Genomic DNA, 21,054 nt, shown 5'->3' with positions numbered 1-21,054 from the left:
GCTGTCATGCCGCCTCCGGCGGGAGTTTATTGGCAAGATGAAGCCGGATCGCGCGGCGCTTCAGGCTTCATCTTGCCCCTAAATCTCCGGGGAGTGTGAGGGGCTGGCCCCTCACTCCCGAACCATCGGCCGGGCGCGGCGATCGGATCAGGAGCGTTCCTGCGCCACGATCTGCTGCATCGCGTCGAGCGGCACGTAGCCGCGCACCAGCTCGTCTCCCATGACGAACGTGGGCGTGCCGTTGATGCTCAGCTTCTGCGCCAGCGCGCGGGTGTCGGTGATCACCTGCGTGATCTCCTCGCTGTCCATCTCGGCCAGCACCGCGTCCGCATCGACGCCGAGCGACTCCGCCAGCCGCCGCATCACCGGCTCGCTCATGTCGGAATTGAGCGCGATCAGCGCGTCATGGGCGGCCTTGTAGGCGTCGTCCCCCGCCACTTCTCGCACGGCGAGAGCAAAGCGCGAGCTCAGCACCGAGGCTTCGCCCAGGATCGGGAATTCCTTGACGATGAAGCGGATGTTGCCGTCGCTGGCGATCAGTTGCTCGACCTCTTCGGCGGCGCGCCGGCAGTAGCCGCAGCGGTAGTCGAGGAATTCGACCACGGTGATATCGCCGTCGGGATTGCCGCCGACCCATGAATAGCCGTCGTCGAAGATCGCATCGGCATTGTCGGCCACCAGCGCCTCGTCCGCGGCGGCCTGCTGATCGGCCTGCTGTTCCTCGAGCGCGGTCACCGCGTCGAGGATCACCTGCGGGTTCTCCATCAGATAGTCCCGCACCTCCTGTCCGAAGGCCTCGCGCTCGGCCTCGGTCATGGCCGAGATGTCGAAGGACAGCGCAGGGCCCGCGGCGAGGCTTGCAGCCAGGACGGCGGCGGTCAGGGATCGGGTCATCGGTGTCTCCTTGGTCAGAATTATCTCGCGGCGCGTTCCGCCGCACTTAGCACATCCTGCGAGCGTTGCCATGCCGCCGATCCGCGCGGCAAGAGGCCCATGGCGCGGGTGGCGTGGATGCCCGCATCCTTGAGCCGCCCCTGCAGCGCATAGCGTTCCGCGGTCACCGCCGAGGCCATTCCGGGCTGGCCGGTCTGGGCATAGGCGGCGGCGAGGTCGCGCAGCACCCGGGCGTCGCGGAAATCCCGCGATCGGGACTGTTCCAACGCCTGCAGCGCCGCCTGCGGGTTGCCTGCGGCCAGCAGCGCCCGGCCCAGCCCGCCGAGGATCAGCGCATGGCCGGGCGCGAGGCTCACGGCGTTCTGGTAGACCTGCACTGCCGGGCCGGCGCGGCGGTTCTCCAGCAGGATCTGGCCCTTCAGCTCCATCAGGTAGGGATCGCGCGGACGCAGGGCCAGCGCGCCGTCGATGGCGGCCAGCGCCCGGCCCAGGTCGCTTTGCCGGTGGTGCGCCGCCGCTTCGCGCATCAGCGCGATGTCGCGGCTGGGGCTGCTGCCCGCACGGCGCAGCGTCCAGGACGGCGCGCGGGTGAAGGCCGAAATCTTGCCCTGCACCCGCGCGAACCAGTAGGCCGCGGTGGGGTCGTCTGGCAGGGATTTGCCATAGGCGGCGACGAAGCCTTCGAGCGCGCGCATGCGGTCGCGGGTCAGCGGATGGGTCTGCATGTAGGGATCCTGCCGCCCGACCGACAGCGCCTCCTGTCCGCGGAAGATCTCGAACACCTCGACCGCGCCGCGCGGGTCGATCCCGGCGCGTACCATCGCGCGAACGGCGCTCTGGTCGGCGGCGGCCTCCTCGGCGCGGGTGTGCGACAGGAAGCGGCGCATGGCGGAGGAACTGGTGCCCGCGGCCACGCCCACCGCCGCTTCGGCGCTGCCGGTCGCGGCCCCGGCGGCCAGCGCCAGCGCCATGCCAAGGCCCGTCGCGGTGCGGGCGTTGCGCATGTTGCCAAGCCGGCGGGTGATGTGGCCGTTGGTGATATGCGCGGCCTCGTGGGCGATCACCGATTGCAGCGCGCCCGCGGACTCGAGCTTCAGGATCATGCCGGAATTGATGAAGATATGCTGCGTGTCTGCGACAAAGGCGTTGAGCCCGGTGTCGTCCACCACCATCACCCGTACCTGGTTGGGGCTGAGACCAGCCCCGCGCAGCACCGGGGCGGCCAGCTGCGCCAGGCCGTATTCCACGTCCGCGTCGCGCAGCAGGTCGACGGCACGGGCGGGCAGGGCACCGGCCAGAACCAGCGCCAAAGCGCAGACAATCCATTTAAGCTGGGCCATTGACGCGTCGTCCCGTTCGTCCTTTAACCCCGGGACATCACCCGGCAGGCGCACTTTACGGAGGACCGCATGAAGAACTCAAGACGCGGGGCCGTCGATCCCTTCATTGTGATGGACGTGATGGAGGCCGCCCGGCAGGCCGAGGACGCGGGCCGCCACATCATCCACATGGAGGTCGGCCAACCCGGCACGCCCGCGCCCGCCGCCGCGCGCGACGCATTGGCGCAGGCGATGCAGAGCGATGCGTTGGGCTATACCGTGGCGCTGGGTCTGCCGGCGTTGCGCGCGCGGATCGCGCGGCTTTACGGCGACTGGTACGATGTCGACCTCGATCCCGCGCGCGTGGTGGTGACGCCGGGGTCGTCCGGCGGTTTCATCCTCGCCTTCTCGGCCCTGTTCGACGCGCGCGACCGGGTGGTGCTGGGGGCGCCGGGCTATCCGTCCTACCGGCAGATCCTCAAGGCGATGGACCTGGTGCCGGTGGAGGTGCAGACCGCGCCCGAGAACCGCCTGCAACCGGTGCCGTCGGACCTCGAGGGTCTCGACTACGACGGGCTGATGGTCGCCTCTCCGGCCAATCCCACGGGCACGATGCTGGACCGCGACGCGATGGCGGCGCTGATCGAGACGTGCCACGCGCGCGGCGCGACCTTTCTGTCGGACGAGATCTATCACGGCATCGAATACGACAAGAAGGCGGTGACCGCGCTGCAGATCAGCGACGATGTCTGCGTGATCAACTCGTTCTCCAAGTATTTCAGCATGACCGGCTGGCGCGTCGGCTGGCTGGTGGTGCCGCCCGCGCAGGTGCGGCAGGTCGAGCGGCTGGCGCAGAACATGTTCATCTGCGCGCCCCACGCGGCGCAGGTGGCGGCCCTGGCGGCGATGGATGCGCCCGAGGAATTGCGGGCCAACATGGATGTCTACCGGGCCAACCGTGCGCTGATGCTCGAGGGATTGCCAAAGGCCGGTTTCGACCGGATCGCCCCGCCGGACGGCGCCTTCTACGTCTACGCCGATGTGTCGCACCTGACCGACGACAGCCGCGCCTTCGCCGCCGAGATCCTCGACAAGGCGGGCGTCGCAGTGACGCCCGGGCTGGATTTCGATCCGGAGCGCGGCGCGGGCACCCTGCGGTTTTCCTACGCCCGCAGCACCGAGGATATCCGCGAGGGGCTGGCGCGTCTCGCGGCCTTCATGGCGGCAAGGTGAACGCCCGAGGGGGTGCGAATCTGCGCGCTTGCGGCTAGTCTGGGCGAAACAAGCCGGGACAATGGCGGATGAGCAGGATCAGGACAGTCGGCGCGGCGCTTCTGGCGCTGTGGATCGGAACCGGCGCGGTGGCGCAGGAGGCCGCGGGCAGTGGCCTTGCGCGGTTCGAGGAGGGCCGTTTCGTGGACCGCGGCGGCGGCGCCGAACTGAGCCTGTCGCTGAGCCAGGGCGTGCCGTGGCGCGTCTTCACGCTGACCGACCCGAACCGGCTGGTGGTAGATTTCCGCGAGGTCGACTGGCAGGGCGCGGACGCGGAGGAAATCGACCGTTCCGAGGCCGTGGCCGACATGCGCGTCGGCGCCTTCCGTCCGGGCTGGTCGCGGCTGGTGGCTGCGCTGGCGAAGCCGCTGGCGCTGGACGAGGCGGAGTTGCGGGTCGATCCGCAGGACGGCAGCGCCGCGCTGCGGATCGCATTGGCGCCGGTGAACCAGGCGGCTTTTGACGCCAGCGCCGGCGCACCGCGTGACCCGCGCTGGGATCTGCCCGCCGCCACCGCCCGCGCGCCTGAGCCGAGCGGCGATGGCGCGATCCGGGTGATGATCGACCCCGGCCACGGTGGCATCGACCCCGGCGCCGAGGCCGGCGGTATTAACGAAGCGGACCTGATGCTGACCTTCGCCCGCGAATTGCGCGACGTGCTGCTGCGCGCCGGCGGCTACGAGGTGGTGCTGAGCCGGGACGCGGATGTCTTCGTGTCGCTCGAGGCGCGGGTGGCGCTGGCGCACGAGACCGACGCGGATGTGTTCCTGTCGCTGCATGCGGACGCGCTCGACGAGGGCATCGCGCGCGGCGCGGCGATCTACACGCTGGCCGACGAGGCGTCGGACGCGGCCTCGGCCGCGCTGGCGGAACGCCACGACCGCGACGACCTGCTGGCGGGGCTGGACCTCTCGGGCACGGACGACCGGGTTGCGGGGGTTCTGCTGTCGCTGGCGCGGCTCGACAACAATCCGCGCAGCGCCGCGCTCGCCGACAACCTGCTGGGCGGCATCCGCAACGCCGTCGGACGCGTGCACAAGCGTCCGCGGCGGCAGGCGGGCTTCTCGGTGCTCAAGGCCGCCGACATCCCGTCGGTGCTGATCGAACTGGGGTTCCTGTCGACCGAGGCGGACCTCGATAACCTGCAGGATCCGATCTGGCGCGCCGGCATGGCGGCGGGCATCCGCGACGGTCTGAACGCCTGGGCGCTGGAGGATGCGGCGCTGTCTCGCCTGCGTCGCCAGTAGACCCCGCCGCGCCCGTCACGGGGATGCGCGGGATGCAGCCAACACACGCAACGTTGTGTTTTGACCGCGCCGCCCATGCGGTATAGTGAATGCGCGCAAACCCATGGGGGCATACGCTTTTGACCAGATTCATCCTGTCTTTCTTCGGTGCGATCTTCAGCCTCGTCACGCTGGGGCTGATGATGACCGCGATCACCATCGGTGCGGTGTTCTGGATGTACGGCCGCGATCTGCCCAGCCACGAGCGGCTGGCGCAGTACACGCCCCCGACGATCAGCCGGATCTATTCGGTCGAAGGCAAGATCATCGACGAATTCGCGCAGGAACGGCGCCTGTTCACCCCGGCCAAGGAAATTCCCGACCTCGTGAAGCAGGCGTTCATCAGCGCCGAGGACAAGAATTTCTACATCCACGACGGCTATGACCTGCGCGGCATCGCGGCGGCGGCCTTCGACGCGGTGCGCTCGCGCGGGCAGGACGTACGCGGCGCCTCGACCATCACCCAGCAGGTGATGAAGAACTTCCTTCTGGGCGGCGACCGCCGGGCCGAGCGCAAGATCAAGGAGATCATCCTGGCCAGCCGCGTCGAATCCGCGCTGAGCAAGGAAAAGATCCTCGAGTTGTATCTCAACGAGATCTTCCTCGGACAGAATTCCTACGGCGTGACCGCCGCGGCGCAGACCTATTTCAACAAGACGCTGAGCCAACTCGCGCCGCACGAGGCGGCGTTCCTCGCCTCTCTGCCTAAGGCCCCGTCGGATTACCATCCCGTCCGCGAGAAGGAGCGTCTGATGGCGCGCCGGAATTTCGTGCTGCGCGAGATGAACGAGAACGGCTATATCGACGACGCCACCTATGCCGCCGAGCGCGATGCGCCGCTACGGTCGGTGCAGAACGGGGATTTCGAGCCGTTTCAGAAATCCCTGCCGCCGCGCGACTACTTCACTGATGAAATCCGCCGGCAGCTGAGCCGGGACCGCGGCGAAGAAGATTTCTTCTCGGGCGGCTACTCGGTCCGGGCGACGCTGGACCCAGAGATGCAGGTGGTCGCGGCGGAGGCGCTGCGCCGCGCGCTCGAGCAATACGACCGGAGCCTGGGCGTCTGGCGCGGCACCGGCAAGAGCATCCCCGAGGACCAGCTCGGATCGGAAGAGGCATGGCGTGCGGCGCTGGCCTCCGTCGATGTGGCGCGCGACATCGACCTCGAAAACCCCTGGTATCCGGCGGTGGTGCTCGAGGTCGGCGCCAACGAGGCGCGGATCGGGATCGAAGGTGTCGAAAACGACGAAGACGGTCACTGGATCCCCGCCAACGACGTGCAATGGGCGCGCAAGCGCAATTCCGACGGCCGCCTCGGCCCCCGGGCGCAGGTGGCGGACGATCTGCTGGACGTGGGCGAGGTGGTGCATGTGCGCCGCATGACCGCCGATGCGGACGGGTCCTTCATCCGCTGGACCCTGCGGCAGGTGCCCGAGGTCGAAGGCGGCTTCATGGCGATGGACGTCAACACCGGCCGGGTGCTGGCGATGCAGGGCGGGTTCAGCTATCAGCATTCTGTCTTCAACCGCGCCACGCAGGCCAAGCGACAGCCGGGGTCGAGCTTCAAGCCCTTTGTCTATGCCGCGGCGCTGGATTCGGGCTACAGCCCGGCCACGATCGTCGTGGACGCGCCGATCGAGATCGACACGCCGCAGGGCGTCTGGCGCCCCAAGAACGCCAGCAACCAGTTCTACGGGCCGACGCCGCTGCGGACGGGCATCGAACGGTCGCGCAACCTGATGACCGTGCGCCTGGCGCAGGAGGTGGGCATCGACGTGGTCGGGCGCTACGCCGAGAAATTCGGCGTCTACGACCGCATGAGCCCGGTGCTGGCCAATGCGCTCGGCAGCCAGGAGACGACGATCTTCCAGATGGTCGCGGCCTATGCGATGTTCGCCAATGGCGGCGAACGGGTGGAACCGACCCTGGTCGACCGGGTGCAGGACCGCTATGGCAACACCGTCTACCGGCACGACAAGCGCGACTGCGTCAACTGTGGCGATCCGGGCATCGCGCCCGACAGCAGCCCGCGCATCGTCAGCAACCGCGAACGGGTGATGGACCCGGTCACCGCCTACCAGCTGACCTCGATGATGGAAGGTGTCGTGCAGCGCGGCACCGCCAGCGGCACCGTCAACCTGCCGGTGCCCACTGCGGGCAAGACCGGCACCACCAACGATGCCAAGGACGTCTGGTTCGTCGGATTCACCAGCAACATCGTCGCCGGCTGCTACATCGGTTACGACCAGCCGCGCAGCCTGGGCAGCGGCGCGTCGGGCGGCGGGCTGTGCGGTCCGGTGTTCCAGCGCTTCATGTCCGAGGCGGTCAAGAAATACGGCGGCGGCAAGTTCAAGGTGCCCACGGCCTGCCAGTTCATCAACATCGACCGCTTCACCGGCGCGCGGCTCAGCGACGGCGCCTCGGGCGCGAATGTCGTGGCCGAGTGTTTCCGCGAAGGCGAAGAGCCGATCTTTGGCATCCAGTTCGACGGCGGCTTTGCCATGGGCGGCAATTTCGACGTGATCCAGCCGGGCGGCCAGGCGCGCGAGGTGACCACCTCGACCGGGCGCAAGGCGGTGGTGGGGCCGAAGGCCAACTTCGGCACGCTGAGTTCGGGCGGACTCTACTGACCGGCGGGATCGCCCGGGCAATGCGAGGACCGCCGTCCGAGGCGCTCTTGCGGATTGGCGCATTAGGATCGCCCTTCGGGCGATACGAGAGACCAGTCTCTCGTGCTCTCTGAGGGTTATTGTAAACCGAAGAAGGGGCGGGCGCCGGGTTGCCGTTCAGCGATGATCTTGTCCCTTCCTCCGGGGCTTGCTATCACGCGGGTCTCAACAGGCAGGCAGGATTTGGCAATGCGCGCAGAGCTTCAGAACAGCGTTGAAAAGATCGAGAAATCGCTCGATCTGCTGCGTCAGCGGCTGGACTGGGACACCGCCCAGCACCGGCTGGAAGAGTTCAACGCGCGGGTCGAGGACCCGGACCTCTGGAATGATCCCGAGGCGGCGCAGAAACTGATGCGCGACCGGCAGATGCTGGTCGATGCCATGGGCACCTACACCTCGATCAAGCAGGAACTGGCGGACAATCTCGAGCTGATCGAGCTTGGCGAGATGGAGGACGACACCGAGGTCGTGGCCGATGCCGAGGCGGCGCTGAAGGCGCTGGAGAAAAAGGCCGCGGTCAAGGAGCTCGAGGCGCTGCTCGATGGCGAGGCCGATGGCAACGACACCTTCCTCGAGATCAACGCAGGCGCCGGCGGCACCGAAAGCTGCGACTGGGCGAGCATGCTGGCGCGGATGTACGTCCGCTGGGCCGAGAAGAAGGGCTACACGGTCGAGTTGCAGTCCGAGAGTGCCGGCGACGAGGCGGGCATCAAATCCGCCGCCTACAAGATCAGCGGGCCCAACGCCTACGGATGGCTCAAGTCCGAGAGCGGTGTCCACCGTCTGGTGCGCATTTCGCCCTACGATTCGGCGGCCAAGCGCCACACCTCGTTCTGTTCGGTCTGGGTCTACCCGGTCGTCGACGACAATATCGAGATCGAGGTCAACCCGGCCGATATCCGCATCGACACCTACCGGTCCTCGGGCGCGGGCGGGCAGCACGTGAACACCACCGATTCCGCGGTGCGGATCACCCATGCGCCCACGGGCATCGTCGTGACCAGTTCCGAGAAATCGCAGCACCAGAACCGCGACATCGCCATGAAGGCGCTGAAATCGCGGCTTTACCAAATGGAGCTGGACCGCCGCAACGCCGACATCAACGCCGCCCACGAGGCCAAGGGCGATGCCGGCTGGGGCAACCAGATCCGGTCCTACGTCCTGCAACCCTACCAGATGGTCAAGGACCTGCGCACCCATCACGAAACCTCGGACACCAAGGGCGTGCTGGACGGCGATCTCGATCCGTTCATGGCGGCGACGCTGGCGCTGAACGTCTCGGGCAAGAGCCGGGCAGACGCGCGCGCCGACTGAAGCGTGAAAGTCATATCTCAATCACAGGTTTTCGCAGGTTTTCCAAGCGGTTAAGCTGGGTCAAAACGCATGCGAGGGACGATGTCGGACGCGCCTCAACCCGGTGTTCCGCCGCTGCGGAACGTCTCCGTTTCAGATCTGAAGACCGCGCTGATGCGCGGGCTGGGCGACATGCGCGCCACGCCCGGCTATGCGCTGCTCTTCGGCGGCGCCTGCGCCCTGGTGGGCTGGGCGATGGTCTGGGTCACCTGGGCCACCGGCACGACCTTCTGGCTGGTGCTGGCGGCGATCGGATTTCCGCTGCTGGGGCCCTTCGCTGCCGTGGGCTTTTACGAGGTCAGCCGCCGCCGCGCCCGCGGACTGGCGGTGCCGCCGGGGCCGGTGCTGGGTGTCGTGCTGCGGCAGTCAGGGCGGCAATTGCCGTCGATCTGCGCGGTCATGGCGCTGGTGTTCCTGTTCTGGTTCTTTCTCGGGCACATGATCTTCGCGCTGTTCCTGGGCCTCAGTCCGATGACCAACGTGCATTCGGCGCTGGATGTGTACCTCTCGCCCGAGGGGCTGGGGATGCTGGCCACGGGCACGCTGGTGGGGGCGATGTTCGCGGCGCTGGTCTATGCGCTCACGGTGCTGGCGCTGCCGATGTTGCTGGACCGGGAGGTGGATTTCGTCACCGCGATGATCGCCAGTTTTCAGTATGTTGCGGCGCATCCCGGCCCGATGCTGGGCTGGGCGGCGCTGATCGCCATGGCGACCTTTGCCGGGCTTGCCGCGGGCTTTCTCGGGCTGATCCTGGTGTTGCCGATGCTGGGGCACGCCAGCTGGCACCTCTACGATCTCCTCTCCGAGGAGCGGATCATGTGAAGGGGGTGTCGGGCCGCAGCTGCGTGCGGTGGAAGGGCGGCAGGTCCTCGAGCTTGCAGAACCCGGCCTGGCGTGCGGCGGGCAGGATCGAAGCCGGGTCGCGCCCCAGATATTCGTAGACCAGCCGTGCCACCCGGCGGCCGGTTTCGGTTTCGCGCACCGTGCGCGCCGCATATCCCACCCAGTAGTTGTTCTGGAACGACGGGATCTGGGCGAGGTAGTTGAACGAGGTGGTCAGGGAATTGCGGCGGCTGACGAGCGCGGCGATGCCGCCTTCCTGCGGCATCAGGAAGCCGCGGAATTCGCGGGTCTTCGGGTCGGCCGGCATGCCCTGCGCGCGCATCGCCTCCTTGGCCTCGAATCCGCGGATGAAGGTGTAGGCGTCTTCGCGGTAGATATAGACAAGCCCCTGCACGAACTGACTGTCGTCCATGAAGCTCCGGCGCGAGAAGCGGTAGAAACCGGAGGGAAACTGTTCCTCGGGCAGGGCGATGCTGCCGGCGCCGACAAAGCGTTCGATCGCGGGATGGTGCAACAGGTCGCGGCGCTGGCTTTCGATCTCTTCGACCGGTTCCAGCAGGATGCGCGCGTCCACGTCGAAAAAGCTGCAAATCCGGTGCAGAACGTCGGGCCGCGGAAAGCTTTCCCCGGCCAGGTAGCGGTTGAACTGGGTCCGGTTGATCCCGAGATCGCGACACAGGGCAGAGATCGACACGGCGCCGCGCGTCAGCCGACGCAAATTCGCGCCAAGCATGCTTCGTAACTCTGCCGGGCTGGGCGAGGGCGCGCCGGACTTTCGGGTATTTGGCATCGGATGTGATTTCTTTATGGTTGATATTATCTATTACAACTCACCTGAAGCGCGAAAACTTGGAAAGAAGCGGTCGCGCCTGACACTAATCAGCGTCACAATTGATGCCGATACGCTTCAAAGCTGACGGCAATCGACACAAAATGCAAGATGGAGTCGCGGCAAAATCCGTGGGCCTGTCGCAGGTTTTACGAGAATGTGGATAAATACTGCACTGGAAAGGCAAATTTGATGTCCAGCAACAGCATGTACGGGGTCGTTCTGTGGACGGATACCGCTGACAGCAGGGCGATCATCTGGTGCGAGGATCACGGCGATCTCGCCTTCTACACGTCGAACGGTGTCAGCGCGCATGACGGTCTGTCGCTCGATGCGGGCGACCTGGTGCAATTCGACGTCACGCAGGAAAACAATCTGCGCCTGGCGCGCAACCCGCAGCTGGTGGCGCAATCACATTCGCAGGGCCTGATCCAGAAATTGTCGCGCGGCAGGACCGCGCCTCAGGCTGCGGGGGGTGCCAATGTCGTGTCGCTCGACCGATTTCGCCGCGGCGGCGACGGCCTGAGCCTCAGGTGCCGCGGCTGAGCGCCGCGACGCCGGTGCGGGCCACTTCGATCAGACCCAGCGGGCGCATGAGGTCGGCGAAGGCATCGACCTTCTCGGGTGTGCCCGTCAGCTGAAAGATGAAACTTTCCAACGTGCTGTCGACCACCTGCGCGCGGAACACGTCCGCGAGGCGCAGCGCCTCTACCCGATTGTCGCCCTTGCCCGCGACCTTGAGCAGCGCAAGTTCGCGTTCGACCGATCCGCCTTCGACCGTCAGGTCATGCACCTCGTGCACCGAAACGATGCGGCCCAGCTGCGCCTTGATCTGCTCGATCACCTGTGGAGTGCCGGTGGTGACGATGGTGATGCGGCTCAGGTGGCCCTTGTGGTCGACTTCGGCCACGGTGAGGCTGTCGATGTTGTAGCCGCGCCCGGAAAACAGACCGATGACGCGGGCCAGCACGCCCGGTTCGTTCTCGACCAGCACGGCGAGGGTGTGGGTTTCCTGCACGTCCGAAAAGGTGGGGCGCAGGTTGTAGGCCGAATGCTTGGACGAGCCTTTTTTGATTTGTAGGGCGGACATCTTCGTGGTTCCTTTGTCTGGGGCGCCGAGACTTTTCAGAAAAGTCTCGGCAAAAGTTTTCTGAAAACTTTTGGCTCCTGGTCAGACCATGACCGCGCCCTTGGTTCCGATGGCGTCCTTGGTCGAGGCCTCGCCCAGCAGCATCTTGTTGTGTGGCTCGCCCGACGGGATCATCGGGAAGCAGTTCTCGTGCTTTTCCACCAGGCAGTCGAAGATCACCGGACCGTCATACTCAAGCATCTCCATGATCGCGTCGTCCAGATCCGCCGGGTCCTTGCAGAGGATGCCCTTGGCGCCGAAAGCCTCGGCCAGCTTGACGAAATCGGGCAGGGCTTCGGACCACGAATGCGAATAGCGCTCGCCGTGCAGCAACTCCTGCCACTGGCGCACCATGCCCAGACGCTCGTTGTTGAGGATGAACTGCTTCACCGGCAGTCGGTACTGGATCGCGGTGCCCATCTCCTGCATGTTCATCAGCCAGGACGCCTCTCCGGCTACGTTGATCACCAGCGCATCGGGATGGGCCACCTGCACGCCGATCGAGGCGGGAAAGCCGTAGCCCATGGTCCCCAGCCCGCCGGAGGTCATCCAGCGGTTCGGATCCTCGAACCCCAGATATTGCGCTGCCCACATCTGGTGCTGGCCGACCTCGGTGCAGATGTAGCGGTCGCGGCCCTTGGTCAGAGCTTCGAGCCGGGCCAGCGCGTGCTGCGGCTTGATGCTGCCCTGCGACGGCTTGAACTTGAGGCAATCGACCTTCTTCCACTCGTCGATGCGCTTCCACCACTTGGCCAGCGCTTCGCGGTTGACCTTGCGGCCGCGCGCCTTCCAGACCTTGAGCACATCCTCGAGCACATGGCCCACGTCGCCGATGATCGGCATGTCGACGCGGATCACCTTGTTCACCGAAGAGGGGTCGATGTCGATATGCGCCTTACGCGATTTCGGGCTGAACGCATCGAGCCGCCCGGTGATCCGGTCGTCGAACCGCGCGCCGATGTTGATCATCAGGTCGCAGCCGTGCATGGCGAGGTTCGCCTCGTACAGCCCGTGCATGCCCAGCATGCCCAGCCAGTGCTTGCCCGAAGCCGGGTAGCAGCCCAGCCCCATCAGGGTCGAGGTGATCGGGATGCCCGTCGCGTCCACCAGTTCGCGCAGCAACTGGCTGGCGGCGGGGCCGGAATTGATGACGCCGCCACCGGTGTAGAACACCGGGCGTTCGGCGGTCTCGATCGCCTCGACCAGTTCGGTGATCGTCTCCATGTCGCCCTTGACCTGCGGCTGGTAATGGCTGACCGGCGCCTTGGCCTTGGGTGTGTAGTCGGCGCTGGCGAACTGCACGTCCTTGGGGATGTCGACGAGCACCGGGCCGGGGCGGCCCGAGGTGGCGACGTGAAACGCCTGGTGGATTATGCCCGACAGCTTCTCTGTGTCCTTGACCAGCCAGTTGTGCTTGGTGCAGGGGCGGGTGATGCCGACGGTGTCGGCTTCCTGGAAGGCGTCCGATCCGATCATGAAGGTGGGCACCTGGCCGGTCAGGACCACGAGCGGGATGGAATCCATCAGCGCGTCGGTCAGGCCGGTGACCGCGTTGGTGGCCCCGGGGCCCGAGGTCACGAGCACCACGCCGGGCTTGCCGGTGGCGCGGGCGTAGCCTTCGGCGGCATGGACCGCGCCCTGTTCATGACGGACCAGGAAATGCCGGATGCCGTTCTGCTGAAAGATCTCGTCGTAAATCGGTAGCACGGCGCCGCCGGGATATCCGAATACCGTGTCCACACCCTGATCCTTCAGGGCCTGAACCACCATTTTCGCTCCGGTCATCTGGCGTGTCATCGTGTTCTCCGTTTACGATGTTGCGTCTTTGGCGCACAAAAAAGCCCCCGTGGGGTTCGGGGGCGCATGGGGTACCGTTATGGCGTCCGTCACCGGCCCATGCGCATTGTTCCTACGATGTCGACTAGCGGATTCACTGGTCGGGACTCCCTTGCGTGCGTGGGCGGGACATTATGGCGGGGGGCCGGGGGCGTCAACCGCACTTTTCCCGGAAAAGTTACCGGATAGGCGATTAATTTTTTCATTAATTTCGTTTGAGCCGCTTCCGGCGATACTTTTGGCCGCAGCCGCGCCGATGGCGGGCAGAGATCCGCCCTGACACATTCTGCGCGAAGTCGTGATTTGCACGTGACGTCGAAACCGGCGCTAAATGAACCGATGAGTTCAGCGACACCGGGAGGCTGCGATGCCCCGCCATCTGACGTTCAGAGATTTCACCCTGTGCCAGGCTTTCCTGCTGGCGGCATTGATCGGGATCGGCTTCGCCGCCGCCCGCGGCGAGGGGCTGCATGCCGGCACCGATGCGGACGACGTCGGATTTCACGGCGGTCAGGTGCAGTTCATCGACTGGGACTGCCAGGATCCGCCGGTCTTTGCGCCGATGATCTGAGCCGTCGCGACGACCCGTGCGCAAAGCGGGCTTTCGCAGGCTCTTGGCCCGCGCCGATCGCGACGTTTCGAATCGCGGAATGCTGTCAACGCGCCGGGCGGATGGGGTGTGATGCCGCGTAAGCGGTACCGCTCGCAGATTGCGTGCCGTCAGCCCTTTACCCCGGTGCCCTGCAACACGCCATGTTCCAGTGCATAGCGCGTCAGACCGGCGGTCGAGCTGATCCCGAGCTTGCGCTTGATGTTCTTGCGGTGGGTTTCGACCGTGCGGACGGAAATATCGAGCGCCAGACCGACTTCGCGGTTGGACTTGCCCTGCGCCAGTTGCAGCAGGATCGTCTGTTCACGGTTGGTCAGCTGTTCGCGCGCGCCGGCGCGGGCGGGGGCCAGCGCGCCTTCGGCTCCGGTGCAGAGGTAGCGCTGCCCGGCCATCACCATGTCCACGGCGCGCTTGATCTCTTCGGTGGGCACGTCCTTCAGCACATAGCCCATGGCGCCGTGGCTGAGCGCGGTCGAGATGTATTCGGGGCTGTCGTGCATCGACAGGATCAGAACCCGCGTGTCGGGCCGGCGTTCGAGGATGATCTCTGTGGCCGACAACCCGCCGAGGCCGGGCATGTTGAGATCCATCAGGATCACATCGGGCGACAGCGCCTCCAGCCGGTCGATCATCTGCTGGCCGTCGGACAGGGTGGCGACCACGGCGATGTCGTCATAGCCTTCGAGGATCGCCTCGATGCCTTCGGCGACCATCGGGTGGTCATCGACGATGGCGACACGGATGGGGTCGGTCATGCGCGGGCCTTCCGGGTCTGGGGACGAGTGTCGGGCGTATCGGTGGCGGCGGGCTCGGGCGGCAGCATGTGCGTCAGCGGCACCTGCGCCTCGATAACCGTGCCGGAACGCGACGACAAGATGCGCAGTGTCCCGCCCAGTTGGTCCATGCGTTCCTGCATGTTGCGCAGGCCGATGCCCTCGCGCCCGTCTTCTGAGCCGCGGGGCGGCAGGCCGTTGCCGTCGTCGGCGATGCGCAGCGTCGCGCCGGTGGTGTGGCCGCGGATGTCGATCGACACTTCGCGGGCGCCGGAATGCCGTTCGACATTGGTCAGCGCCTCCTGCGCGATGCGGTAGAGCGCGATCTTGGCGTCCTGGTCCAGCCGGTTGCGGAACACCACCGTTTCGAACCGGGTCTCGATGCCGGTGCGGGTGCGGAAATCCTCGGTCAGCGCCTTGAGCGCGGGGCCGAGGCCCAGATCGTCCAGCACGCCGGGGCGCAGGTCTCGGCTGATGCGGCGCACCTCCTGGATGGCGAGGCCGAGGTTGTCGATGCCTTTGCCGAGCGTTTCGTCGGCGCGCGCGTCGCCCGTGTGCATCCGCCGCCGCGCCGCGTCGAGCGCGTATTTCACCCCGACGAGGATCTGGCTGATGCCGTCGTGCAGCTCGCGCGCCACGCGGCCGCGTTCCTCCTCCTGGGCGTCGAACACCCGCTGCGTGAGTTCGCGCAGCTTGGCATCGGCCTGACGCCGTTCGCGGAAGTTCAGCAGGAGGCCCGACAGGAACACCAAGAGAAGCGCCGCCAGCGTAATGAGGCCGATATAGAGAAAGGTGCGCTGCACGCGCGTCTGGACCTCGGCGCGGGAGGCCGCGACCGAGGCCACGACGTCGTCGATGAACACCCCGGTTCCGACCGCCCATTGCCAGGACGGGAACGAGGTCACGTAAGAGATCATCCGCGCCTCTTCGCCGGTCGACGGCTTGCGCCAGAGGTGTTCGACATAGCCCGCGCCGGACCGCGCCGTGTCGATGAAGCGCCGCACCACCGGCGTGCCTTCGCTGTCGGTGAGGTCCAGCCAGTTGCCGTTGATGAGCTCGGTCTGGCGCGGGCTGACAAGGTTCGTGCCGTCGTAGTCATAGACGAAAAAGAACCCTTCCTCGCCATAGATCATCGCTGCCAGGATCTGCATGACACGCCGTTTCGCGTCCTCGTCGTCGGGCGGGGCGGAGCCGTAGATGAAGTAAAACCCGTTGCGCGCCTGCGTCACGTAATTGCGCAGCTCGGCCTTCTTGGCTTCGATCAGCTGCGCCTCGAGGCTGCGGATCTCGCGCTCCGCCAGCGCCCGGGACTGCACCGCCACCAGCACCGCGATGGCCGACACCGCAAGGATCAGCGGCACTGCCGCCAGAAGAAAGATCTTCTGCGCGTAGCTGAAACGGAAACGGTCGAGAAGCCGGGCCATGCGCGTGCTTAGCGCACCTGCAGCGCCCGCACCAAGGGGATTCGCGCGGCCTGCCGCCAAGACAATTCCCGCGCCGTGCCGCACTATTTTGCGGGTTGCGCAGAAAAACGGCACCGGCTCCGTAGGAGTGGGTATTCCTTTGCGACTTTCGTCTGCGTAGTGTCCCGGCACTCACACGATCCGCGCATGTCGGGAAGAGCCCGCTGCGCATCCATAAAACGGGAGGAACCTTATGGATCGTCGCTCTTTTCTCAGAACATCGGCGCTTGGCGGCTCGGCTGCGGCGGCTTCGACCCTGGCGGCACCGGCTTACGCGCAGGGCAACCGCACGCTGACCATGGTCACGTCCTGGCCGCGCGGGTTTGCCGTGCTGGACGATGCGGCCAGCTATCTCGTCGACTATGTCAACAAGATCTCCGACGGCAGCCTGACCATCGACAAGAAGGCACCGGGCGAGCTTGTGGGCGCGCTGGAAGTGTTCGACGCCGTGTCCTCGGGGCAGGCCGACATGTATCACTCCGCCGACTACTACTTCGTCGGCCAGCACCCGGGCTATGCCTTCTTCACCGCCGTGCCCTTCGGCGGCACTGCGCAGGAAGTGGCCAACTGGTACCACCACGGTGGCGGCCAGGAACTGCATGACGAGCTGGGCTCGATCTTCAACCTCAAGGGCCTGATCGCCGGCAACTCCGGCTCGCAGTCCGGCGGCTGGTTCCGCAACGAGATCACCAGCGCCGACGATTTCAACGGCCTCAAGTTCCGGATGCCGGGCCTGGGCGGTCAGGTGCTGGGCAAGCTGGGCGCCTCGGTCCAGAATATCCCCGGCGGCGAGCTGTACCAGGCGCTGTCCTCGGGCGCGCTGGACGGTCTCGAGTGGGTGGGCCCGATGGCCGACGAACGCGCGGGTTTCCAGGAAGTCGCCAAGATCTACTACACCGCCGGTTTCCACGAGCCCGGCTCGGCGCTGGCGGCCTCGGTCAACCTTGATGTGTGGAACGACCTCAGCGACCACCACAAGAACATCCTCGACATCGCGAGCCAGGCCGTCACCCACTACCAGCTGGCCGAAACGCTGGCCAACAACGGTGCCGCGCTGGCGCGTCTGCAAAGCCAGGGCGTGAAGACGCTGCAATTCTCCGACGACGTCTGGGACGCCTTCGGCCGCGCTTCGGCCGAGGTCATGGACGAGAACATGGGAGACGAGCTTTTCGCCAAGATCCGCACCTCTTTCGAGGAATCGCTGGCCTCCTCGGCAAGCTGGATCAACAAGTCCGACGGCTATTACGTCGCTCAGCGCGTGCGCGTGCTCGGCCAGTGATCGAGGTCTGACCGTACGAAAACGGGGTTTCCGCCGCGCGCGGGAACCCCTTTGCAGTGACAAGACCATCCGGGGACACCGGAGACGGGGGGAGGCATGGAAGACGCGGCGCAATCTGACGGGGTGTTCGGCGCGCTGGGGGACGGGATCCTCTGGGTGCTGCAGAACATCGCCCTGGCGTTCTGGAACTTCGGCTACGCGGTCACGCATCCGCAGCTCTGGCTCGACTGGAGCGACAAGGAAGCGGTGATGCGCTTCGTCTACTACGGCGGATCGGTCGAATTCTTCTTCGTGGTTTTCACTGCCTTCCTGGTGCTTACGGCGGTGGGCCTGTGGCGCAACGGCTTTATGTGGGGCTGCGTGCGGGTGCTCGAGGGGCTGGCCAACGGGCTCGGGCGCTTTTTCGCCTGGGCGGGCCTGCTGATGGTGCTGCAACAGGTCATCATCGTCTTCCTGCAACGCATCTTCACCCGGCCCGACATCTCCATCGGCTTCGGCATTCCGCTGCAGTTCGACATCAGCTGGTGGGCCGAAGAACTCAAGCTTTACAACGCTTTGGTCGTCGCCTTGTGCCTGACCTACACCTTCGTGCAGGGCGGGCACGTGCGCGTCGACCTGATCTATTCCGCCGTGAGCTACCGCACCAAGCGCATCATCGACATGTTCGGCAGCCTGTTCTTCATGATGCCCATGGCGGTGCTGATCTGGCTCTACGGCTGGTTCTTTCTCTGGCGGCACCTGATCGTGCCCAACCCCTCGGCCTCCGACAGGCTGGACCGGCTGTTGGCGAAATCCCGCGCGCTGCGCTGGAACGTCGAAACCATCGGCTTCAGCCCCAACGGCTTCACCGCCTACTTCCTCTTCAAAATCCTGCTCGTGGCCTTCTGCGGGCTGATCTTCCTGCAGGCCATCGCCTTCTTCTTCCGCTCCTACCTCGAATGGAAGGAGGGCGAGGAGTCCGAGGGCAAGTATTTCGACAAGGACGTGCTGGACATGGACGCAGAGCCCGTCGCGCACGCAGATTACCAGGGACGGAACTGACCATGCTGTTCGGACTAGATGGCGTCGAGATCGGCCTGATCATCGTTTTCGTCACCCTTTTCGCCGCGATCCTGTCGGGCTTTCCGGTGGCCTTTGCCATCGGCGGCGCCGCGGTGATCTCTTTCGGCATCATCGCGGCGCTCGACAGCGCCGGGCTGCTGATCCACCAGGCTATCGACGAAAGCTCGGAGGCGTACAACGCGCTTGTGGCCTCGGGCGCCAACGAGGCGGCGATCTCGATCTTCCGGAACCCGGACCTGCCGCGCATCGGCATGCCGGTCTTTCCCAATGGCTGGGAAACCGCGCTGGACCGCAACGTGTCCTTCATCGTCAACCGCATCAACGAGCGGGTGCTGGCGGGTCAGAGCATCGAGACGCTGCTGGCGGTACTGATGTTCGTGCTGATGGGAATCGTGCTCGAACGCTCCAAGATCGCCAACGACCTGCTGACAACCATGGCGCGGGTCTTCGGCCCGCTGCCGGGCGGCCTCGCGGTGTCCATCGTCGTGGTGGGCGCTTTCCTTGCCGCCTCCACCGGCATCGTCGGTGCGACGGTGGTGACCATGGGCCTGCTGGCGCTGCCGACGATGCTGCGCAACAACTATTCGCCTGAGCTGGCCACCGGGGTCATCGCGGCCTCCGGTACGTTGGGCCAGATCATCCCGCCGTCCATCGTCATCGTGCTTCTGGGCACGCTGGCAGGTGATCTCTATTCCGCCGCACAGGACAACCGCGCGCAGCTTGCGGGCTGCACCGATGCGCTGACCTACCTCGGCGAACCGGCAGTGGTGTCGGTCGGCACACTGTTCCAGGCAGCGTTGCTGCCGGGCATCCTGCTGGCGCTGCTTTACGCGGGCTATGCCTTTGCATTCGCATTGTTGAACCCGGAAAAGGCCCCGGCGGTCGAGATGGGCCATGCAACCGGCGAGGTCATCACCCGCGGCGAAGGCTTCACCTGGTTTCTCGGCGCGCCCATCGCGCTCATCGCGGGGGCGATGCTTTTGGCCAACGTCAACCTGATCGGGTCGCAGGCCACCAATGTCGATAGCTTCTCCGACATCGGCGAGGCGGCGAGCCTGCGCACCAACGTGAGCCCGGACTGCCAGGCGGCGATGATCGACCTGCACGGGCAGGCGGCCTGGGACAGGGCGGTGGCCGAACAGGCCGCAATCGACGCGGCCGGCGGCGCCGCCGAGAGCGTGCGCCTGACGCCGGAGGAGATTGAACAGGCTCGCGCCGACAAGGTGGCGAACGCGGCGCCCATCGGCACCGGTGTCGCGGTGCTGGTGGTGATGCTGGCGCTGCTGCTGACCACCGCGCGCGGCGTGTCGCCGTCCTCGGACCCGAAGCCGCTGATCCTCGGCGCCATCGGTCTGCTGGGTGTGCTGCTGTTCGACGTGCTGTTCGTCGGGCCGCTGACCTCGGCGGGCGCGACGGTGCTGATCCTCGCCATCCCGGCGGCGCTGGCGCTCTGGGCCAGCAAGGTCGCCGCGACGCGCATGGCCCGCAACGAGCTCATCCGCGTGGTCTTTCCACCGCTGGTGCTGATCGTGGCGGTGCTGGGCTCGATTCTGGGCGGCATCACCAACCCCACGCCCGCCGCGGCATTGGGGGCGGCGGGGGCGATCATGCTCGCCGCCTACCGCAAGCTCAAGGAACAGGACCGCAGCCCCAAGATCATCATCTGGTCGACCCTCGCGGTGATCGTGATGATCCTGATCGGGGTAAACTTCGACCTGCGCATCAACCTCGACGGCGTCAGCTTGGAGTCGTGGATCGCCTTCATCGTCAGCTACGCGGCCTATCTCTACGCGCTCTTCGGGCTGCTCTTCAGCTGCTGGGTGCTCTACACCTCGGGCGTGCTGACACCGGCGGTGCGCGAGACCGCCAAGGTCACCAGCATGGTCTTCACGATCCTGATCGCAAGCCAACTGCTGAACCTCGTGGTGATCTCCTTCGGGGGCGAGCACTATATCCAGCAGTTCCTGCAAAGCTTCGATTCCGAGATCAAGGTCTTCCTGATCGTGATGCTGGTGCTCTTTGTGCTGGGCTTCGTTCTGGATTTCCTCGAGATCATCTACATCGTCGTGCCCATCGTCGGGCCGGTAATCTACGGCGGGTCGTTCGATCCCAAGTGGGTGACGATCATGATCGCGGTGAACCTGCAGACGTCCTTCCTGACGCCGCCGTTCGGCTTTGCGCTCTTCTACCTGCGCGGCGTGGCGCCGAGGGAGGTCACCACAGGCCACATCTACCGCGGTGTGGCGCCCTTCGTGCTGATCCAGGTGCTGGGGCTGGCGATCCTGTGGTTCTTCCCGGGGATCGTGACCATCGTGCCGGACCTCATTCCGAACTGATCGGGCCGAGCAAGCAGGAAAGAAGGCCGCTCCGGTTGGAGCGGCGTTTTTCATCGCCGTTTCAAGCGAAGCGAACGGCAGGATCGAGCCCGGAATGAAGG

Annotated in this window: 17 protein-coding genes; 10 read left to right on the top strand and 7 right to left on the bottom strand. The window is 65.9% G+C overall.

Annotated elements, in window-relative coordinates:
- Positions 1 to 147: 147 nt before the first annotated feature.
- Both DU478_RS08925 and DU478_RS08920 read right to left on the bottom strand, forming a co-directional pair.
- Positions 148 to 894: a DsbA family protein gene (locus DU478_RS08925; protein WP_114510610.1), complete on the bottom strand. Its 747-nt coding sequence runs from the start codon at positions 892 to 894 to the stop codon at positions 148 to 150.
- 20 nt (positions 895 to 914) lie between these two features.
- Positions 915 to 2,234 (bottom strand): M48 family metalloprotease, encoded by a 1,320-nt coding sequence (locus DU478_RS08920; RefSeq protein WP_114510609.1) that lies wholly within the window; start codon positions 2,232 to 2,234, stop codon positions 915 to 917.
- Between the two features lie 69 nt (positions 2,235 to 2,303).
- Between DU478_RS08920 and DU478_RS08915 the strand changes: the two genes are divergently transcribed.
- From DU478_RS08915 to DU478_RS08895, 5 genes are all read left to right on the top strand, one after another.
- Positions 2,304 to 3,446 (top strand): pyridoxal phosphate-dependent aminotransferase, encoded by a 1,143-nt coding sequence (locus DU478_RS08915; RefSeq protein ID WP_114510608.1) that lies wholly within the window; start codon positions 2,304 to 2,306, stop codon positions 3,444 to 3,446.
- Positions 3,447 to 3,514: 68 nt separating this feature from the next.
- Entirely contained in the window at positions 3,515 to 4,732 is a 1,218-nt protein-coding gene (locus DU478_RS08910; RefSeq protein ID WP_114510607.1) for an N-acetylmuramoyl-L-alanine amidase, read from the top strand.
- A 119-nt stretch (positions 4,733 to 4,851) separates the two neighbouring features.
- Entirely contained in the window at positions 4,852 to 7,401 is a 2,550-nt protein-coding gene (locus tag DU478_RS08905) for a penicillin-binding protein 1A (protein WP_114510606.1), read from the top strand.
- Between the two features lie 228 nt (positions 7,402 to 7,629).
- Positions 7,630 to 8,754, top strand: a complete 1,125-nt coding sequence (prfB, locus tag DU478_RS08900) for a peptide chain release factor 2 (protein ID WP_114510605.1) — start codon at positions 7,630 to 7,632, stop codon at positions 8,752 to 8,754.
- Positions 8,755 to 8,835: 81 nt separating this feature from the next.
- On the top strand, positions 8,836 to 9,615 hold the full coding sequence (locus DU478_RS08895; protein ID WP_114510604.1) for a DUF2189 domain-containing protein: 780 nt from the start codon (positions 8,836 to 8,838) through the stop codon (positions 9,613 to 9,615).
- On the opposite strand, the gene DU478_RS08890 is transcribed toward DU478_RS08895, so the two are convergent.
- Positions 9,608 to 10,369, bottom strand: a complete 762-nt coding sequence (locus DU478_RS08890) for a helix-turn-helix domain-containing protein (protein WP_114510603.1) — start codon at positions 10,367 to 10,369, stop codon at positions 9,608 to 9,610. The two genes, DU478_RS08895 and DU478_RS08890, sit on opposite strands and share 8 nt — an antisense overlap.
- A gap of 288 nt (positions 10,370 to 10,657) precedes the next feature.
- Here DU478_RS08890 and DU478_RS08885 point away from each other — a divergent pair, with 288 nt between their 5' ends.
- Positions 10,658 to 11,011, top strand: a complete 354-nt coding sequence (locus DU478_RS08885) for a hypothetical protein (RefSeq protein ID WP_114510602.1) — start codon at positions 10,658 to 10,660, stop codon at positions 11,009 to 11,011.
- Here the strand turns inward: DU478_RS08885 and ilvN are convergent.
- Complete coding sequence (gene ilvN, locus DU478_RS08880) at positions 10,995 to 11,555, bottom strand: acetolactate synthase small subunit (RefSeq protein WP_114510601.1); 561 nt, start codon at positions 11,553 to 11,555, stop codon at positions 10,995 to 10,997. The two genes, DU478_RS08885 and ilvN, sit on opposite strands and share 17 nt — an antisense overlap.
- Positions 11,556 to 11,636: 81 nt before the next feature.
- A complete protein-coding gene (locus DU478_RS08875; RefSeq protein ID WP_114510600.1) occupies positions 11,637 to 13,391 on the bottom strand; it encodes an acetolactate synthase 3 large subunit in 1,755 nt (584 codons plus the stop codon).
- Positions 13,392 to 13,797: 406 nt separating this feature from the next.
- On the opposite strand from DU478_RS08875, the gene DU478_RS08870 reads away from it, so the two are divergent.
- Positions 13,798 to 14,001: a hypothetical protein gene (locus tag DU478_RS08870; protein WP_114510599.1), complete on the top strand. Its 204-nt coding sequence runs from the start codon at positions 13,798 to 13,800 to the stop codon at positions 13,999 to 14,001.
- A 149-nt stretch (positions 14,002 to 14,150) separates the two neighbouring features.
- Here the strand turns inward: DU478_RS08870 and DU478_RS08865 are convergent, their stop codons facing one another.
- Both DU478_RS08865 and DU478_RS08860 read right to left on the bottom strand, forming a co-directional pair.
- Positions 14,151 to 14,795 (bottom strand): response regulator transcription factor, encoded by a 645-nt coding sequence (locus DU478_RS08865; RefSeq protein WP_114510598.1) that lies wholly within the window; start codon positions 14,793 to 14,795, stop codon positions 14,151 to 14,153.
- Positions 14,792 to 16,237, bottom strand: coding sequence for a cache domain-containing protein (locus DU478_RS08860; RefSeq protein ID WP_114510597.1), 1,446 nt, complete (start codon positions 16,235 to 16,237; stop codon positions 14,792 to 14,794). The genes DU478_RS08865 and DU478_RS08860 overlap by 4 nt, the downstream gene beginning before the upstream one ends.
- Before the next feature lie 232 nt (positions 16,238 to 16,469).
- Here DU478_RS08860 and DU478_RS08855 point away from each other — a divergent pair, with 232 nt between their 5' ends.
- The 3 genes from DU478_RS08855 (at position 16,470) to DU478_RS08845 (ending at position 20,953) form a co-directional block, all read left to right on the top strand.
- Positions 16,470 to 17,555, top strand: coding sequence for a TRAP transporter substrate-binding protein (locus tag DU478_RS08855; protein ID WP_114510596.1), 1,086 nt, complete (start codon positions 16,470 to 16,472; stop codon positions 17,553 to 17,555).
- A gap of 96 nt (positions 17,556 to 17,651) precedes the next feature.
- Entirely contained in the window at positions 17,652 to 18,596 is a 945-nt protein-coding gene (locus DU478_RS08850; RefSeq protein WP_114510595.1) for a TRAP transporter small permease subunit, read from the top strand.
- Positions 18,597 to 18,598: 2 nt separating this feature from the next.
- A complete protein-coding gene (locus DU478_RS08845) occupies positions 18,599 to 20,953 on the top strand; it encodes a TRAP transporter large permease (protein ID WP_114510594.1) in 2,355 nt (784 codons plus the stop codon).
- Positions 20,954 to 21,054 lie beyond the last annotated feature (101 nt).

It is taken from the genome of Thalassococcus profundi, assembly GCF_003344785.1.
Classification (GTDB): Bacteria; Pseudomonadota; Alphaproteobacteria; order Rhodobacterales; family Rhodobacteraceae; genus Puniceibacterium; species Puniceibacterium profundi.
This window is presented reverse-complemented; position numbering and strand designations above follow the sequence as displayed.

What these genes read in the sequence shown, in the direction of transcription:
- DU478_RS08925 (WP_114510610.1), bottom strand. Translation starts at nt 894, where the DNA reads ATGACCCGATCCCTGACCGCCGCCGTCCTGGCTGCAAGCCTCGCCGCG.
- DU478_RS08920 (WP_114510609.1), bottom strand. Translation starts at nt 2,234, where the DNA reads ATGGCCCAGCTTAAATGGATTGTCTGCGCTTTGGCGCTGGTTCTGGCC.
- DU478_RS08915 (WP_114510608.1), top strand. Translation starts at nt 2,304, where the DNA reads ATGAAGAACTCAAGACGCGGGGCCGTCGATCCCTTCATTGTGATGGAC.
- DU478_RS08910 (WP_114510607.1), top strand. Translation starts at nt 3,515, where the DNA reads ATGAGCAGGATCAGGACAGTCGGCGCGGCGCTTCTGGCGCTGTGGATC.
- prfB (WP_114510605.1), top strand. Translation starts at nt 7,630, where the DNA reads ATGCGCGCAGAGCTTCAGAACAGCGTTGAAAAGATCGAGAAATCGCTC.
- DU478_RS08895 (WP_114510604.1), top strand. Translation starts at nt 8,836, where the DNA reads ATGTCGGACGCGCCTCAACCCGGTGTTCCGCCGCTGCGGAACGTCTCC.
- DU478_RS08890 (WP_114510603.1), bottom strand. Translation starts at nt 10,369, where the DNA reads ATGCTTGGCGCGAATTTGCGTCGGCTGACGCGCGGCGCCGTGTCGATC.
- DU478_RS08885 (WP_114510602.1), top strand. Translation starts at nt 10,658, where the DNA reads ATGTCCAGCAACAGCATGTACGGGGTCGTTCTGTGGACGGATACCGCT.
- ilvN (WP_114510601.1), bottom strand. Translation starts at nt 11,555, where the DNA reads ATGTCCGCCCTACAAATCAAAAAAGGCTCGTCCAAGCATTCGGCCTAC.
- DU478_RS08875 (WP_114510600.1), bottom strand. Translation starts at nt 13,391, where the DNA reads ATGACACGCCAGATGACCGGAGCGAAAATGGTGGTTCAGGCCCTGAAG.
- DU478_RS08870 (WP_114510599.1), top strand. Translation starts at nt 13,798, where the DNA reads ATGCCCCGCCATCTGACGTTCAGAGATTTCACCCTGTGCCAGGCTTTC.
- DU478_RS08865 (WP_114510598.1), bottom strand. Translation starts at nt 14,795, where the DNA reads ATGACCGACCCCATCCGTGTCGCCATCGTCGATGACCACCCGATGGTC.
- DU478_RS08860 (WP_114510597.1), bottom strand. Translation starts at nt 16,237, where the DNA reads ATGGCCCGGCTTCTCGACCGTTTCCGTTTCAGCTACGCGCAGAAGATC.
- DU478_RS08855 (WP_114510596.1), top strand. Translation starts at nt 16,470, where the DNA reads ATGGATCGTCGCTCTTTTCTCAGAACATCGGCGCTTGGCGGCTCGGCT.
- DU478_RS08850 (WP_114510595.1), top strand. Translation starts at nt 17,652, where the DNA reads ATGGAAGACGCGGCGCAATCTGACGGGGTGTTCGGCGCGCTGGGGGAC.
- DU478_RS08845 (WP_114510594.1), top strand. Translation starts at nt 18,599, where the DNA reads ATGCTGTTCGGACTAGATGGCGTCGAGATCGGCCTGATCATCGTTTTC.